This window comes from Bacillus sp. AFS012607, assembly GCF_002558005.1.
Classification (GTDB): Bacteria; Bacillota; Bacilli; order Bacillales; family Bacillaceae_G; genus Bacillus_A; species Bacillus_A thuringiensis_S.
Genome location: NZ_NTVM01000002.1, coordinates 175,966 through 192,597 on the forward strand (window position 1 = coordinate 175,966; position 16,632 = coordinate 192,597).

Below are 16,632 nucleotides of genomic sequence, written 5' to 3' on the forward strand. Positions count from 1 at the left end.
GATTTATTATATTATCGTCGAAATATTATGTCAATAATTCATTTTAGTTTTATTAAGCCCCTTATCATTTATTTCTCAACATAAGAAATATGGAATTAGAAGAAAAAATTGTTAATATATAAGTATCTCAATTACGTTATTTCTTTTAAAGAGAGCTTGTATTCTAACGCAAGTTCTCCTTTTTTATATTCTAAATTGAATCCGGACAAAGTTCACATATTGAGTCTGCCCATGTATATGCTATAGTTTTTAAACAAAGATTAGAGCCCTCCTACAAGAAGGAGAGCTCTAATCTTTCATATAAATATTCACAATTTTTATCATTGCGGGGACATCAAAACTTTAACTTGATAGGGATATGGCACTACCCCAATTAATAAATATTATTAACTATATATCTATCATATTTTTTATAAACAGGATTAATTAGATTTAAAAAAAGATTTCTTTTTCTTTACTCGTAATAAATCACCTGTCCATCCTTTGACTCGCATATATAAATACATACCCCCTGTTGTGAAAATAATAAATAAGAGAGCGATTAAATAGCTATATTTCCATTCTAGTTCAGGCATGTATTTAAAATTCATTCCCCATAATGCTCCTAAAGCTGTCAAAGGCGTACTCACAGCAGTTAATACAGTAAGAGCTTTCATAATTTCATTCCCACGATGAGAAGAAACAACTTCTTGTAAATGAATCATCGTGTCTAATTCTTCTTGGTACTCTTTAACAAGTTGTAATCCACGCTCTAATTTTACGTGTGTTTGTTTATAATAAAGGGTGTTTGTTAAGTTTTCTAACCAAGCTTCCTCCAAGCCTTGTAACACTTCCTGTATTAAGCGAAACACATGTGTGTTCATAAATAATTCATGACGAATATGATAAATTCTTTCTAAAACTGCTATGTTATTATGATGATAAAAATCCCATAATACATTTCTGAAATTGTTTTCAAAATAGTCAACCTTTCGTAAATAGTGAGATATAAATATTGATAAGATAGCACATACTCCTTCAGCGGAACTATTACAATTTTTTATACCCATAGGGAAATTATGTATTAATTTTTGGAAATCCTCTTCCTCTTTTTCCTGGACTGTTATCAGTATTCCATGAGCTACGAAATAATGAATAAATTTTTGAATTTTGGCATCCTTTTTATCTTGATCATATAAAAACGAACCATATACACAAGTTTGACTTGGTGATAACGTATAAACATATAATCCATTTTCACAAGGAGAACTTATTTTCTTTACAAATTGAGAGAAATAAGATGTTACATCACGAGGGATTATAGAAGAAAGTTTTTCAAGCTCACTAGTTTTCACATGATACCAACTCCATTTCGTCATTTTTATGCATTCCATATTATTCTTCCTTTCTAAATAGTTTTATGTTTGATCGAATCATATCCGTAATATGAAATTTGTATGTAGGTATTCATATCTTGGAGGAAAAGTTTTTAAATCATCTAAATTACAAAATAAATGGCATAGGAGGTCTTATTCTTTTAAAAGAAAGACCCCCTATATATTAGTTATTTTTATTCTCAATTTTAAACATTTCCTCTATACAAGCACTTTTTATCTTTTCTTATAAATAATTTATTATATATGGAAATCAAGCCCTATAATTTAGCAGTTCTATTCAACAAAATTCATTTCGATCGTTATTATAATTGGGATTTTTGTGCAGATTGATTGGTGATGTCCTCAAATACTTGACTTCCAATAATATAGTATCCATGAAGCGCGGCCTCTTTTGAAGCGTCTACCATACGGAAAGAAGCAATTTCACCTTGCATTTTTTCAATTCGTTTTTTGTGGATATCTACTATTCCTCCGGTCCAAATAATAGTATCATACTGGTCTAACTTAAATTGTTCTTGTAATACACGCATGACGTCTTGGAAGTGTGCATCCAACTCTTTTTGAATTAAAATATCCACCTGACTTGTCTCATAATTTTCGTCTCGATCTCCATATCCTTTTTCTAATATTTTTGGCATGTCGTTAATATGCAATTGATTACTTTCACCCGCATGATTCTGCAGGATATTCTTAATATTTTTCAAAGGCTTGCTACATCCTAGTTCCGTCTCATAATGATTTAAAATGAGATTCTGTTTCATATCTGCCATTTCTAATGTACGAAATCCACCATCAATAATTAAGATGCGATCTTGTTCCTGAATAATTCCCTCTTTTAAGAAATAGGCATGTAAAGCGACTGGTTGCTGAAGAATCAAAGCATTTTCCACCGTAATATTAATAAATTTCCCATCAATTTGCACGGAAGTTTCTTTTTTTAGTGCATGTTGTAATTGCTCGTGCTGACTACCAAAACAAGTGACTGGAAGCCCGGTAACAACTAAAGGTAACACGACATTTTCTTTATAATCCTTTGCAATGCAACCAAATATTTGTTGTTTAAAACGTTCGCTTTCATAATAATTTTCTATTTCTTCATTAAATGGAGGAAGCAATGAAGCGTCAGATTGATGTGCTTCATTTCCCATGTAGTATGCAAAGTCTAAGTCTATAAAACTCACCTTTGTTAAATCTTCACTGTCAGTATGATTAGGTACAGGGGCTAGTGTGGAAGCTTCACTCTTAATCGTCATCTCAGAATCTACATCCTGTCGATATGCCCGCTTGGTAAAGCCAATTCCTACATCAATTGCATACAGAGATTTCATACTTTTTTCCTCACTTTCTCTTTTAAGAATTAAATCTAGGCACTCTCTTCTTTCTCTTCTTTCCTTTCTTTCACATATTTCTTTTCATTTTCCGTTTTTTCTCCGTCTAGGTTCCTACTATTTTCATTTATTTCGTAATCCTTTTCATCTTTTTTCTTTTTGTTACTTTCGTTTTCTGTTAAGTCTTTAATGGTAGAAATGACAACTGGTGTGGCTGTAAGCAATTGTGGTAATGTTTGTTTTGCAACATTAGCTGCAGTTGCAGAGAATTGTTTACTTGTCTCAGTTACCTTCTCCAATGTTTCCTTTATGTTTCCTTCTTGTAGTTTTTCTTTTACGCTTTTTCCTTTTGTTTGTATAGCTTTCCGATTTTCTTTTTTTAATAGGGAGACGATGACTCCGGTCGTAATCCCAATCACAGCATATTTAAATATTGTATGTTTCATTTTTCTCACCCTTCTCTACTTTTATTTTCTTCAATGCTACAACTTAAAATAATTACCTTACCTATTGCAATCTATTAGAGAGAATGATAGGTTTGCGACTTCCTATCACTCGCCATTGGTGTTTCAGCTGTTACTAGGAGTAAAATCCTCCCTTGATCTAGCTTTTCTTCATATAAGTTAGCTTCCTCCTTCGACAATCCCATTTCTTCCATTTGATTTCGAAGTTCGTCCCCTTTTTTGGAGAAAAAGTTGATAATACTTGTTCCCAATCCTTGTTCTTTTACTCCAATCGTATTTGTGTTTGTATCATCCGCAATCTTTTTTGTTAGATGTTTTTCATGTGTTAAGACATACATGTCACCTTGGTGAATCCCTTGCAATTCTAGCTCTTTTACTTTCATAACTACTTCCTGTTCATTTTCATATTCATGAACCACCGGTTTTCTTTCATTCTTGTGCATTGTATTTTTCCTCCTTTAAATTTTTTATTTTTTTATTTAGTTGTTATGTAATATGTAATACACCTATTTTAAAGATGTTAAACCTAAATTTTCAAAAAATTTCATAAAATAAGTTATAAATGTTTTTGAATATCACAGCGATGTCACGAGAAGTTTGCTTTGATAAAAGTGCTACAAATAACGATTTGTTTGGAAGGCAAGCCCATTGTTTTATAGAAAATTTCTATTTAGAAAAAGTTACAAAAGGAGTACAAGATATTTTTTTCGTTAATTAAATCCTAGGAAAATAAAAAAGCACTCTTTTTAAAAGAGTGCTAAAAAACATATAACCTAATAATGTTTCTAGTTTGATTACAGAAAGAAAGTCTTTATTAAAACATATAGTTGCTAATTTAATTGCGATCTTCCTTGCACCCAAGCAGCAATGTCATTTATAACATACTCAGGGATATTAGCAGGACTATAATATTCATCCGGTTTACTTATTTCTCCATCACCTTCTGTAAAGAAATGATTTAACTTCGGATATAGTCGATAATCGACGTTATCTCGTTCTTTTAATTGTTCTTTCCAAAGAGGAATTTCGATTTTTGATTGAACTTGATAGTCTCTTTCCCCTTGAATAATAAGAAGCCGTGTCTTTTGTTCTTTTGACATTTCGGCTGCTTTAATTTTTCGGATAGAATCCCAAAATATTGCTGATCCTAAGTAAAAATCTTTTGGGGGATTCTGACTAGAGAAATTTGGATCATTTAATAATTCAAATTGTGCTTTGTAGAATTTATATTCATCTAGATTCATTGCTCCAATAGAAAAAAGGTACTCAAATTGATCTAAAACAACGTCTTGGATCGTACGAGCTGGCCCACCCATTACAATTGCCCCAGCAATATTATTATTTTGGTCTTTTTCAATCATTTTCGGAAGCATCATTCCACCTTGACTATGACCAAGAATATATATTTGATTCTTATTTATTAGAGGCTCATTTTTAAGAAATTGAGTTACAAAAAGAGCATCATCTGTTGTCTCTTTATCAACTGTATAAAAGGGACTAAATTGTGTTTTCAACCCATGTTCATAAGTTCTTTTATTATAGCGAAGAACAGCAATTCCCTTCGATGCAAGACCTTCAGCTAAATCGCGAAATGGTTTTAAAGCAAACGCTGTTTCATCCTGATCGGTTGCTCCTGATCCTTGAACAAGAATAACCGCTGGAAAAGGACCCTTTCCTTTTGGAACCGACAATGTTCCTGGTAATGGAAATGCACCACTTCCAACTACTACTTCTTTATCAACAAATGATTCAGGCTTACTATATGATGGACGCTCTGCAACAGGACTAAACGACATGCTTAGTTGAAAATCGTCTATTTTTCCAGATGGATCTAGTTTAATTAGTAAAGGTACAGTCATTTTTTCAAAAACTAATTGAATCTCCACATTTGTATGAACAGGATTTGTCTCTTTTTGTGTAACCTCTCCAATTTCTATAAAAGAACCTGCTTGTAATTGTACTGGGAGTCCCTCCCAATAGCTCTTCAGCCATTCTTCGGATATTATTTTCTGTAATGACCTTGAGGTTAAATCAAATGCAGATTTATAATCTTCACTATTCATATGACGAATAAATGAAAGAGTAGTAGATATAATAGGATTTTCATCATCACTATTGTCTACTTTTTTTATAGTTGTGTTTGCTTCCTTTAATTTCGAAATAAATTGATGGTTAAACGGATAATTATATGTATCAGGATATAAGCTTGTTTTCAATACTTCCGTATTCCGTCCCTCATACAAACTTGAAGAACTCGTAAAATTTTCAGGTAAAATTACTTCCTCCGCATATGAGACTGAGGGAATTGTTATTGAAAAAATCGCACTAACAAGTAATAACTTATTACTTGTTCTTCTTTTCTTACCCATACTTATTGATTCTCCTTTCAAAATTTAAAATTTCTAATACAGTATGCCAACTATAAGGAAAATAAAAATTATCAAAGAGATTAATAATCTATTTTACGATCCCCCCTAACTAATTAAAAATCTATCATTAACAAACTTCAATAAAAAATGCCCTCCCCCTCTTTTTTTATTGTTGGATTTTCCAAGGACTTAGAAGCACAGCACTAATTTACATGTAAATGACCCATGAGATTCTCTGTTTCAAAAGAAAAAAGCACCCCACTAGATGCTTTCTTTAATTGTTCTCACTCTCATTTATTTAGTTAATTCTCTTATTACTGTAAAATAAATTTATTCTATTTCCTAAATCTCACTTATTTCTTAATTCACTCATACCAATATAAAACCTAATAACCTATCCTCAAAAAATAAAGAAAACAGGTTATTTGGCTATTCATTCCGTAAGCTTACTGCTCAAGTTAGTCTTTTTTCACACGGTTAAACTTTATTAAGAAAACCTTAAGGAATTTCCCTCTATATTTATAAGAATTTTTTTCTATACTGAATCATGTAAATGAACAAGAGGAGAAACGATCATGAAGAAATTTGTAATTTGCATACTAGGAATAGGCCTCCCTATATACTTACTACCTTTCATATTACGCGGAGATTTAGACAGATTTAATCCGATTGCTGAAGAAAAGAATGTATATGCCGTTGCGAAAGGATATGGTGTTCCAGATTATCATCATAAAGGAAGAGCTATGTACTCACTAAAAGGTGTTGATGAATTAAGCAATGAAAAAGAATATAAAGTTGGAACGAACACGCCTAATGATTTTACAAGAAAAATTTACTTAAAAATTCATGTGAAAGGTAAGTATGTCTATTCCTACGATATTATTTCTGAAAAGGACATTCCAGAGAAAATAAGGGGACAATTGGAGATAGCAAAGAAATAAAAGAGCCAATTCGTACGAGTTGGCTCTTTATTATCGCTCCCATCTACCGTTTGGAGAATTCTTTCGATCGATTTATTAAGTTCGTTATCATTGTTTTAACAACCATTCTTCAATTACTTTAACTGTTTCATCCCGTTGTGCTTTTGACGTAATTAAGCTTGCATTATCACCTTTTTGCTCACCATACATGCCAAAATGAGCATGGTTTCCGCCTTTTATCATGTGCATAGTTGTATTCTTTGACATTAACTTTTTATTGTTCTCTATTTTTTCTACAGTTGCTAAAGCATCTACTTCTCCATAAATAGATAACATTGGAATCGATTTTGTAGAGAAATCATCTGCAGGATAAGAGCCTAAGAAAATGATCCCATCTACCTTGTCTTCATTCTGAAAGGCATACTTAGAAATCATAGCTCCGCCCATTGAATGTCCAGCAACGTACCATTTTTGAACTTCAGGGTACTGTTCAATTACACTATCTACCGCATTGATTCCAAGTATCGCTAAGTTTAATGGTAACTTAGGCATTACTACAAAATGCCCATCTTTTGCAAGAGCTTCTCCTAAGTAACTATAAGCTTCAGCTTCTACTTTAGCACCTTGATAAAAAACAACCCCTATTTTAGCATCTTTCTGTCCAAAAACTATATTACCTTCATCTTTTTTATCATTCACTAACGACAAAGCCTCTTTCGTTGGTTTGTAAGTAAACTGGGACCAAGTAAAAAAAGTAATACTCCCTATAAGTAAAATACCAAGTAAAGAGTACAGAACAATTTTCATCCATTTCTTCATATGTATGACCTCCCTAAGATGTATATATTCTATACTTTAGATTATCATTAATAAACATAAAAACTCGAGCATTTTTATTGTGCTCAAGTTTTCATTTACGTCTTTAATTTATACTATAAATTGTCCAAGATAAATATGTAGCAAATGCAGACCATAAAAAATATGGAATTAGCAACCATGTCGATACTTTAGATAAATTGGAAGAAAACATAATGAGAAGTAACGTAGTAATAGCGACTAGTAAACAGTCTACTGTTGCTAAAAACAAATTTTTTTGACTGAATTGAAAGTAGCTGAACGCTTGATTGCACATATAATTTAAAAGGAATACAAACCAAAATGTTTTTGGCTTGAATCCATAGTTGTTGTAAATAATTGCAACTGATAATGCAATAAGTCCAAATAATACAGCCCATATCATTCCGATTGTCATACCAGGAGGTGTCCAAGACGGCTTTTCTAACGCATCATACCAAGTACGATCAATAGGGAATAAAACACTAGAAACATAAAACAAACCATATGTTAGTAAAAATACTATAATACTAGATTTTTTCATAAACATTCTCCTTTTTACTAGAAGATTATAGAAACTTTATATGATTAGTATGCCCTTGTAATGGATAAATTTCTAATATTTAAATTTCAAATACATATCGTTTAATCTATTTCATACGAACTCTTTCATACTTTTATATGCACACAGTGCTCTCTCTCTTGCTGCCTTATGATCAACGACTGGCAAAGGATATGTATTACCAAGCTTTATATTGGCCTTTTGTAAAATATGCTCAGGTGCTTCCCAAGGTTTATGTATATACTTATTCGGTATATCTCTTAATTCTGGTACCCATTTTCTTATATACTCTCCATTTTTATCAAACTTTTCTCCTTGTGTGATAGGATTAAAAATACGAAAGTACGGTGATGCATCTGCTCCACTTCCAGCAACCCATTGCCATCCCATTGTATTATTTGCAATATCAGCATCTAGTAGTGTATCCATAAACCATTTTGCTCCTTCTTGCCACGGAATTAACAAATGCTTTACAAGAAAAGAGGCTACAGCCATTCTTGTCCGATTATGCATAAAACCTGTTTGCCAAAGCTCCCGCATTCCCGCGTCAATAAACGGATAACCAGTTTCACCTTTTTGCCATACTCTTAATAACTCCTCTTCCTTATTCCACGGAAAATGTTCAAAGTTTTTATTAAGAGGTTTATATACTGTAAACGGATAGTGATATAGCAAATAATAAGAAAACTCTCGCCAAATTAATTGGCGTATAAAACTATTCACTTGTTTTTCAAAAAGACTACATTGTCTTTCGGTACTTTTATTTATTAAGTAATGATACATTAACTTCACTGATATTTGGCCAAATGAAAGATATGGCGCCAACATCGAATGAGCATTTTGATTTGGAAAATCTCTTCCTTCACTATAAGAGGCTAATTTGCTAGAGAAAAATTTCTTGAATGTTTTGTATGCCCCTTCCTCTGTAGGCTCCCATATTGATTCAATATGAGATGTCCACGGTATAGTTGGCAGCAAGTGTAATTCTGAAACAGATAAGCTTGCTGGTAAAGAGCTTCCCCATTTTATACTCTGCACTTTGCTAATAGGTTTAGGTATTACCTGCTTTTGAAATGCATTGTAAAAAGGCGTAAACACCTTATATTCAGTGTTGTCCTTCTTTTTTATAATCCACGGTTCTAATAATAAATGCGAATTAAATTCCTTACAAATAATACCTTTATCTTCTAACATCATTTTCATTTTTTGATTAGATTGTAATCTGTCCGGATCATAGCAAATATTCCAATATACAGCCGTTATATCTAATTGTTCTATGAGAGAAAGTATTTCTTCCTCCGTACGTCCTTTACGAATTATTAAAGTAGAGCCCAATGCCTCAAGTTGCTTCTTTACATCTATTACAGCATGGTGTAACCACCACTTTGCCGCACTTCCTATTGAAAAAGTTTCATCTTGTACATATACCGGAAGAACCTCCCCGGACTGAACAGCCTCAAATAGAGCTGGGTTATCATATAAACGAAAATCTTTTTGAAACATAACGATAATTTTGTTTTGCATGGCTACCTCTTCTGATTCTTAAAACATAATAAAATTTATTATACAACAGCAATTTATACATAAGAATTTATTTGTCTTTAATAAATTAGTTAACTTTTTCAACTATTTTATTAGTAGGAATTTTAACAACCGTTTCTTTTTCCCCTATTCTATCAATCTTGAAACCATGAACTTTAACATCAGACGGTACTAGTGGATGATGACAAATCATATCTATACTCTTCTCAATATTTTCACTAACATTTTCTTTTCCAATTAGCCATTCATCGAGGCTACCACTTGAAAATTCAGGCATGCAATTTTTAAAGAGATAGTCTAATTCTATATTATCTTTTATGAAATCACGTTGAGTTTGTAGATTAACTGAAGACGTTTCTTTATCCTCTATTCCGACAACAAAAATTTCTTTAACATTTTCTTGATAAATAGCAATAATAATAGATCTCATTATATCTCCATAAGGATGTACAATTACAGAATCATAGCTGTGTATAGTCAACATGTTTTCTTGGTGAATGTTAGTTACTTGTTGGATACTAGGCTCTATTCCGTGTTCAATTTCTGTTAATAATAAAACTTTTTTATTCTTTGAATTCATATGGAGCACTCCTTCTTCATTATTGTATTTATGAAACTTTTAAGCTAGTAACAATAATAATTGTTACCAGTTTTTCCAGCGTCCCTCTGGATCAACACTTGCAAGTCTAACCCATCCATTTTGAACTTTTTCTCGAAATGTGAAATCATTATTTAACAAACGTTCTATATATTCAATAGGTGCTTGAATGACAATTAGTAAACGAAGTGGTGAATGATACGTCTCACTATCTGACTGCATAACCGATTGCCAAGGTAAGCCTGGCAACAGGTCACTTGCATTCCCTTGCATAACACCGAGACCTGCCGTTACAGTTTGGGTTGTTTTGTTTCCACTACCATAATAATGAGGTGCTACAGTTGAAGCGTAATATTGTAAATTTATCCACTGAGCTACTGTTCCTGGTCCTGCAATAATGTTAGCTAATATATCGCCACTTTCATCCTGTTTCCAATCATAATTATGGAGGAACGCCCTACCTTCTAAGTCACAATCTTGAGTTAATTCTCGTTGCCCGATAATAAAAGATGCATTACGAGCTAATCCCCATTCTGGACGTATTTCACTCCAATCTTCTGCAAATCGATGTGCCTCTTTACTCGCATTTTTTATTTTCGTTTTAAAATTTGGTAATTGCGTTAAACGCTCTCTATTTGCATGTTGGCTCACATTTGGCATAATCGACTCGATACAATCAAATGCTTCTTGCGCAGCTTCCGAAAGTTCCGGGACGTAAATCCATTCCAATTCGTCCACTGTTGTTTTATGTTCAGCTGCTGCAAAAATGGTGTCCTCAGGAATTTTAATACCTTCAGCAGCCAATGCCTCTCTTACTTCTGGAAGATTACATAAAGTAGCAAAAACTCTTGCATTGAATCCCCCTGCTGCTCCGCCACAAGCACCACACTCAAGCGCTGCAGCATAAGGATTGTTCGTACTTTGACTACTATGTCCGCACATTACAACTAAAGGAGCAAATTTTTCTGTCAGTCCCACCATTTTTAAAGCTTGACGCACATAGTTCACTTTTTCTTCTTTCGTAAAACCGATAGGTATCTCGCCCTTTGTGTCATGAACATGATTAAGTGAGAATGTTGTATCAGGTTTTTGTAACATAGTTTTACGAAGGTTACGAATGAAAGCACCAACTCCTCTTGGGACAAAGCTTCTTGTCACCATTTGTAGACCAAATAAAGGACCACTTAACTCAGGTAGCGCCATACTCGTCAGTACGTTCTGTTTCATCGTTTTAAATGTATAACGTACCGAACTGCCTACCCTCTTACGTTGCTCATAAGATTTAAGTTCATTTTCATTTGTGAGCTCTTTTATTTGATGTTTCGGTTTGAGTATAACTGGCAAAGAAGGATGGTTGTTATTACTACCTAGTTCACTAGTTGCAATTGGTAATCCAAAGAAACCAGCTATTCCAAATGTTTCAAACGGACCTAATTTTTCAAGGTGGCGACGAAACGGTTCTGAACGTACATCAATACAGAATGCTAATTGAGCTAATACACGCTTTTTATCATTAGTTGCACGTTGTTTAGAAGCAATCTTCTTCCTTAATTGCTCTGCATGCGTCTGTTCCCAAGCTTCCAGCCAAAGTTTCCTACGAATATTTTCATCAAAACGATAAGCGAATACTAATAATTCACTTTGTTCAGCAGCAGGCATTTGTAACCATTCCCGTGTTGAAATATTCCCCCAATAGATCCAAGAAGCTATAAGCGGGACGATTGCAACTTTTTTCTCAACCTTTTGATTTTTTAAAGGTAAATAAGGCTTTGTAATAGCCAGCTCCATAGAAATTCGAACTGCTAAATATTCTATTAGGAGTTCCTGTTCCTGAATTGATTGTTGTGAGCGCCATCGTATCATTCCTGCCCACCCAGGCAAAGAAAGTAAGTGCCCTTCAAGGTAAGCTTGTATGTTAGATTCAGAAATTCCTAGTTCAGATAATGCTCTCGCTAAAGCTACTTGGGCATCTTGTGGCCAATCTTTTAAAACTTTACGCTCATTTTTACTGAGCGCTGGATCAAATTTAATAAGGTGTTGCCATGCACGATAAAAACCTTTCTCTCGATTTGGCATCGTCCAACTTGATCCGGAGTCATCAAGATATAATTTACACCATTTAATGATATGATAATTAAGAATATCAGATAGGTTTTCACCCTTTTGGTTCTCTATAAGTGAACTTACAGGTTGCAAAGAAGAGTCTTTCATACTCTCTGTATTTATATAACTCATTTCTTCTGCCAGTTTATTTACTTCTGGCAATGATAATAGACTAGAAGGTAATTCCTCTAATTTTAAAGCTACTTGGCAAAACTGCTCCACTTTCTTTCGCGGGATATGAAAAGATTGTGAATCAAGCCAACGAGACAAGCCACTTTGTAAAAATGATTCCTCAATCTCCCCTTTTGCCTTTGCCGAATGAATTATAGCAGCACTCGGATATATATCCACATTACGAATTTCTTTTAACCAATCTGCAACTTGTTCAAATGATTGTTTTTCAAGTCCCATCCAAGGGTGATGAGCTGCAAACGTAGAGATAGGCCAAAGTGGTGCAATCACTCGGCTAGCAGATGCAACTAAATCATTTATATTATTTTCTTGCATATCAATATTTGTATCTTTCTTTAATATTGACAATATGCTCATCACGAATTACCTCCCTTTGATACATAATGTTTCAGATAGCCTGGGTGACTTTCTACTGACTTTCTTCTCGCCTCACCTACTCGAACTAACCAAAGATAAAGTACAGCGAATAAAGTAGAAGATTGATTACGAGTAACGAAAGTACTAATAGCACTACTAAATAGTAAAATACATATAACAAAGATAACAGCTGGAGCTGAAGGTTGAACACTTTGATACATGTCAGTATGCAACCATTTGTAAAGAGAATTATGAACGGTAAAATAAATGAGAGAAAAACCAGCTAAAATAAATACGCCAACAATTCGTCCCATTCTTCCCTCTCCAAAAACAACAAGCTGTTTCCATGAAAAGTATAATGACCACCCTAAGATGAACGCACTAACTAATTCATACCCTTCTCCAGAAGTCGTAAACCAAAAAGCAATCGCTATAAATAATCCGAAAACACGTCCGACCATAATCCATAAATCAGATATCTTTTCATTAGACTGCTTCACTGCCCCAAAACGTTGCACGGAAGAACCAGCTTGTAAAAACAGTGTAGCTTTAAACAAACCATGTAAAATCAAATGAATAACAGCCGCTAAATAGGCTCCTAATGCGCATTGAATAAGCATAAACCCCATTTGTGCAATAGTTGATCCCACTAGCTGACGTTTATAATCAACTTGAACTAGGCTAATTCCTGTTCCGATTAAGATAGAAATACTTGAGAAAATTAGTAAAATGATTTGTGCAATATCATCATGAAAAAGAGGTGAAAATCTAGTTAACATGATACCGCCAGCATTTACTAAACCAGCATGCATAATAGCAGACACAGGAGTTGGAGCTACAGCTGACTCAATTAACCATCTTTGAAAAGGCCATTGTGCTGCTGGAATCATCACAGCTACTATAATCAATAAGTTAATTCCTGTTTTCTCCAACGTTCCAAATTGAGCTACATTTTCATTCGTTAAAACTGATGTTAATTGCCACTGTCCAGTGCCTTGAAAAAGCCAAATGATAGCTGATAGCAAGGCGATCCAGCTTATTGTAAATAAATAACTAGAAATTTTTGTTGCTTCACTAACTACTTTCCAACCTTTATTTAGCCCTATGAGTAGAACCAATCCTATAAGAGTTGCTCCCCAACAAATAATCATGAAACGAAGATCATTACTTAACCATGCGACTGAAGATACACCTGTAGTAAATGTAAAAAGTGCAAAGTATTTTCGATATGAGCGATCTCCCAGTAAGTAACGTATAGAAAAACGCTGAATGATTAAACCAATTGTAAGAACAAAGAAAGCCATGAACCAAGCTAAAGTATCTAGATGCCAAGGCCCTACAACTCTATCTTCATTGTGATTAACAAGTGCGAGTAAAGAAACCAATGAAGGCAATGCAGCGATACCAATATGGATATGAACAAAACGTAAAGGCATCCTTGCATGTAAAAACAATAATCCACTTAGCCAAAAAGCACTAAGCGCCATAAAAAATAATGTTAACAGTGTTGATGAACTCAGCGAAATTAACATGTTAAATACCCCCTTCTAAGCAAAAATAAACTATAAAAATTCCTTTTAATTAAGATGATTTTTTAAATTTCAATTTTCATTCACTCTTTTTAGTGCATCGTTTTTTCCCATAAAAAAAACCGACAACTTCCATAATTCAATGATTTTATATCATCATTGAATTATGGAGATTGTCGGTTTCCCTTCAACTAACTTCAATAAAGTTTTTTGAAGAGCTCCCATTTTATAGAGGATAATAATGTATGTATTACTCCTGTTAAAAAGAAATGTATATTTCTGATCTCCTAGATTATGCAATCAATATATCAATTTATGTTATACGCTATCTTTTAATTAAGAAACTTTTTCATTTAGTCAATATTACATATTAAAAAAATGCTAAAGCCTTAATTATAGCAAACTGTTAAAATGAGCATCTATCAATTTTTTAAAACAATTATAAGATAAACCATATTAAGCAGTTTGTCAATTTATTTATCCGTTTTTTGAACGTTATTTCAATCAGAATTTATTATACCTTAATAACTTCAAATTTTTAATTATTAGCATGTTAATAAAGTTAAACAAATTGCAAAACTTGTAGGTTTCTTAATCCTTCCACTAACCTTAAGGTATTTTTAAAATTTCTCCTCAAGATTATGAAGCAATTTAAAAATCATTACTCGTTCACCTGTACGGGAGCTTATATCCGTATGAAAGCTTTTCACTTTCTCTCCAGTTAATTCTAGTATAATCTCTTTTAGATCTTCAATTCCAGATTCAACTAACTCCGAACGATTTTTCTTTATCGTTAACATACCGTCTTTTGTTTCGCAAACCGTATATTCAGCCGGCGTTAAAATCCCTTGTAAATTTACGATAATCATATCCCGTAATATATCTGTCTTAACGGATATAGACCCGCGTCCTAGGTAGTCCTTTTCCCAGTGAGTAATTGCTTTGCTTATCTCTGATTCAATAGAGCCTTTTGAGTTTTTCATCTTTGTATCCTCCTTCAATAAAATGTAATTATATTTATAATTACAATAACAATATAATAATCTGGATTGATTTTATTTTCAATTATTGAGAAGAATTTATAGGAATCGTTGTCATGTATCCTTTAGTATTAAAGTGAATTTTTATATTGCAATATATGTTTTTTGATTATCCCCAACAAAATACTCTTACTATAAAGGCTCTGTTGCATACATTTCTAAAAAGGACATTCCGGAGAAAATAAGGAAACTCTTGTAACGTAATATACAAACGAAAAATCCTACACTTATAAGTAGGATTTTTCTCTTTTTATATTAGTCAAAAAACTAAAAGTATACCTGCCCTCCAAATATATTACCGATTGGGATTATGCATATTTCCTTCGAATTTTGCCAACCACCAATAACAGTAAAGGAATCCCTAGCTCATAAACGGGAAATGCAATTGGAATTACGAAAAATATGTAGTAATAATGGGTAAATGTTTGGATATTTTTAACTGACACAGCTATGATGAACGAAATAGGAGCAAGAACTAACGCTACTTTTCGCCAATCCTTCAAATGAAATATTTGTGCTGTTCCATAACAAGCGATAAACATGTATAACGCCAATTTCACAAAAATACTAAAAAACCAAATAATAACTATCAAAATATCCACATTTTGAATGAACTCCATGACAGATATGTATCGGCTCAAATCGTAAACCGGATACAAAAAACTTGAAGATAAATTCGGACCGAATGTTAAAATGACCGCTAATGTTCCGATTGTTACCATGAAAACGGCTAATCCTACCCCCAACATCGCCCTTGATGACGCTTGCTCTGGTTTATCCATAAAGAAAACGAACATCATCATCATAACAGCCTCTCCAAAAAATGCGGCTACAGGGGTATAGGAACCTTTAAGGATGGGAAGCCAGCCAGAATCGTGATAAATAGGCCGCATATAATCCCAATTCATATTGCCAACATTCAAAATGATTATAAACGTTATCATTAAAAGTACAATTGGCCCTATGATTTCACTTAAACGTCCAATACCTTCCACCCCTCCTTGGTAAATGATAAAAATGAGCAATAACATCGCAGTAAAGACAATGACCCACAAAGGTGTATTATGAAACAAAGCGATAATAATGAATTCACCAAATTCACGGACGGTTATCCAAATTATCATGTACCACCCAAAGAAGTAAGGAATCATCAGTAGCTTTCCTAGCCATTTACCAAGAATAGTTTGACTAAATTCAATGAGAGTTTGTTTCGGATAAAGCGAACCAAGTGTAGTTGCCAAAAAAGTAAGAGCAACCCCTATCACTCCTGCAATCAAAATCGAGATCCACGCATCTTGTTTGACAGTACGAATCGTCGCTGGAATAACTAGAAGGAGTGATTGTCCCACTTCAAATGTGAACATCATCCAAAAGATTTGCCTGCCAGAGATTTTCATCGAATTTCTCACACTCTATAT

At 33.4% G+C, this 16,632-nt stretch carries 15 protein-coding genes; 2 read left to right on the forward strand and 13 right to left on the reverse strand.

Annotation, left to right across the window (positions count from 1 at the left end; translation table 11 throughout):
• Positions 1–422: 422 nt before the first annotated feature.
• From CN409_RS01200 to CN409_RS01215, 4 genes are all read right to left on the reverse strand, one after another.
• Positions 423–1,373 (reverse strand): magnesium transporter CorA family protein, encoded by a 951-nt coding sequence (locus CN409_RS01200; RefSeq protein WP_097980995.1) that lies wholly within the window; start codon positions 1,371–1,373, stop codon positions 423–425.
• A gap of 305 nt (positions 1,374–1,678) precedes the next feature.
• Positions 1,679–2,704 carry a ParM/StbA family protein gene (locus tag CN409_RS01205; RefSeq protein WP_000839445.1) on the reverse strand — a complete coding sequence of 342 codons (1,026 nt, stop codon included), beginning with the start codon at positions 2,702–2,704 and terminating at the stop codon, positions 1,679–1,681.
• Positions 2,705–2,739: 35 nt separating this feature from the next.
• Positions 2,740–3,150: a peptidase U61 gene (locus CN409_RS01210; protein ID WP_097980997.1), complete on the reverse strand. Its 411-nt coding sequence runs from the start codon at positions 3,148–3,150 to the stop codon at positions 2,740–2,742.
• Positions 3,151–3,224: 74 nt separating this feature from the next.
• Complete coding sequence (locus CN409_RS01215; RefSeq protein WP_097980998.1) at positions 3,225–3,611, reverse strand: YflT domain-containing protein; 387 nt, start codon at positions 3,609–3,611, stop codon at positions 3,225–3,227.
• A 119-nt stretch (positions 3,612–3,730) separates the two neighbouring features.
• On the opposite strand from CN409_RS01215, the gene CN409_RS32215 reads away from it, so the two are divergent.
• Positions 3,731–3,886: an acyl dehydratase gene (locus CN409_RS32215; RefSeq protein ID WP_074789697.1), complete on the forward strand. Its 156-nt coding sequence runs from the start codon at positions 3,731–3,733 to the stop codon at positions 3,884–3,886.
• A gap of 112 nt (positions 3,887–3,998) precedes the next feature.
• Here the strand turns inward: CN409_RS32215 and CN409_RS01225 are convergent, their stop codons facing one another.
• Positions 3,999–5,537, reverse strand: a complete 1,539-nt coding sequence (locus tag CN409_RS01225) for an alpha/beta hydrolase (protein ID WP_141527675.1) — start codon at positions 5,535–5,537, stop codon at positions 3,999–4,001.
• 575 nt (positions 5,538–6,112) lie between these two features.
• Between CN409_RS01225 and CN409_RS01230 the strand changes: the two genes are divergently transcribed.
• On the forward strand, positions 6,113–6,478 hold the full coding sequence (locus CN409_RS01230; protein ID WP_000714889.1) for a YxeA family protein: 366 nt from the start codon (positions 6,113–6,115) through the stop codon (positions 6,476–6,478).
• 87 nt (positions 6,479–6,565) lie between these two features.
• Here CN409_RS01230 and CN409_RS01235 read toward each other — a convergent pair whose 3' ends face one another.
• The 8 genes from CN409_RS01235 to CN409_RS01270 form a co-directional block, all read right to left on the reverse strand.
• On the reverse strand, positions 6,566–7,276 hold the full coding sequence (locus CN409_RS01235) for an alpha/beta hydrolase (RefSeq protein WP_097981000.1): 711 nt from the start codon (positions 7,274–7,276) through the stop codon (positions 6,566–6,568).
• Positions 7,277–7,379: 103 nt separating this feature from the next.
• Positions 7,380–7,835, reverse strand: a complete 456-nt coding sequence (locus tag CN409_RS01240; protein ID WP_000749748.1) for a TspO/MBR family protein — start codon at positions 7,833–7,835, stop codon at positions 7,380–7,382.
• A gap of 111 nt (positions 7,836–7,946) precedes the next feature.
• Complete coding sequence (locus tag CN409_RS01245; protein WP_001179984.1) at positions 7,947–9,377, reverse strand: cryptochrome/photolyase family protein; 1,431 nt, start codon at positions 9,375–9,377, stop codon at positions 7,947–7,949.
• A gap of 85 nt (positions 9,378–9,462) precedes the next feature.
• Positions 9,463–9,975: a carbonic anhydrase gene (locus CN409_RS01250; protein ID WP_097981001.1), complete on the reverse strand. Its 513-nt coding sequence runs from the start codon at positions 9,973–9,975 to the stop codon at positions 9,463–9,465.
• A gap of 63 nt (positions 9,976–10,038) precedes the next feature.
• Entirely contained in the window at positions 10,039–12,645 is a 2,607-nt protein-coding gene (locus CN409_RS01255) for a DUF2309 domain-containing protein (RefSeq protein WP_097981003.1), read from the reverse strand.
• Positions 12,645–14,177 (reverse strand): NADH dehydrogenase subunit 5, encoded by a 1,533-nt coding sequence (locus tag CN409_RS01260; RefSeq protein WP_097981004.1) that lies wholly within the window; start codon positions 14,175–14,177, stop codon positions 12,645–12,647. The genes CN409_RS01255 and CN409_RS01260 overlap by 1 nt, the downstream gene beginning before the upstream one ends.
• A gap of 617 nt (positions 14,178–14,794) precedes the next feature.
• On the reverse strand, positions 14,795–15,157 hold the full coding sequence (locus CN409_RS01265; protein WP_000798165.1) for a Na-translocating system protein MpsC family protein: 363 nt from the start codon (positions 15,155–15,157) through the stop codon (positions 14,795–14,797).
• A 365-nt stretch (positions 15,158–15,522) separates the two neighbouring features.
• Positions 15,523–16,611, reverse strand: coding sequence for a GerAB/ArcD/ProY family transporter (locus CN409_RS01270; RefSeq protein WP_033668948.1), 1,089 nt, complete (start codon positions 16,609–16,611; stop codon positions 15,523–15,525).
• Between the last annotated feature and the right edge of the window lie 21 nt (positions 16,612–16,632).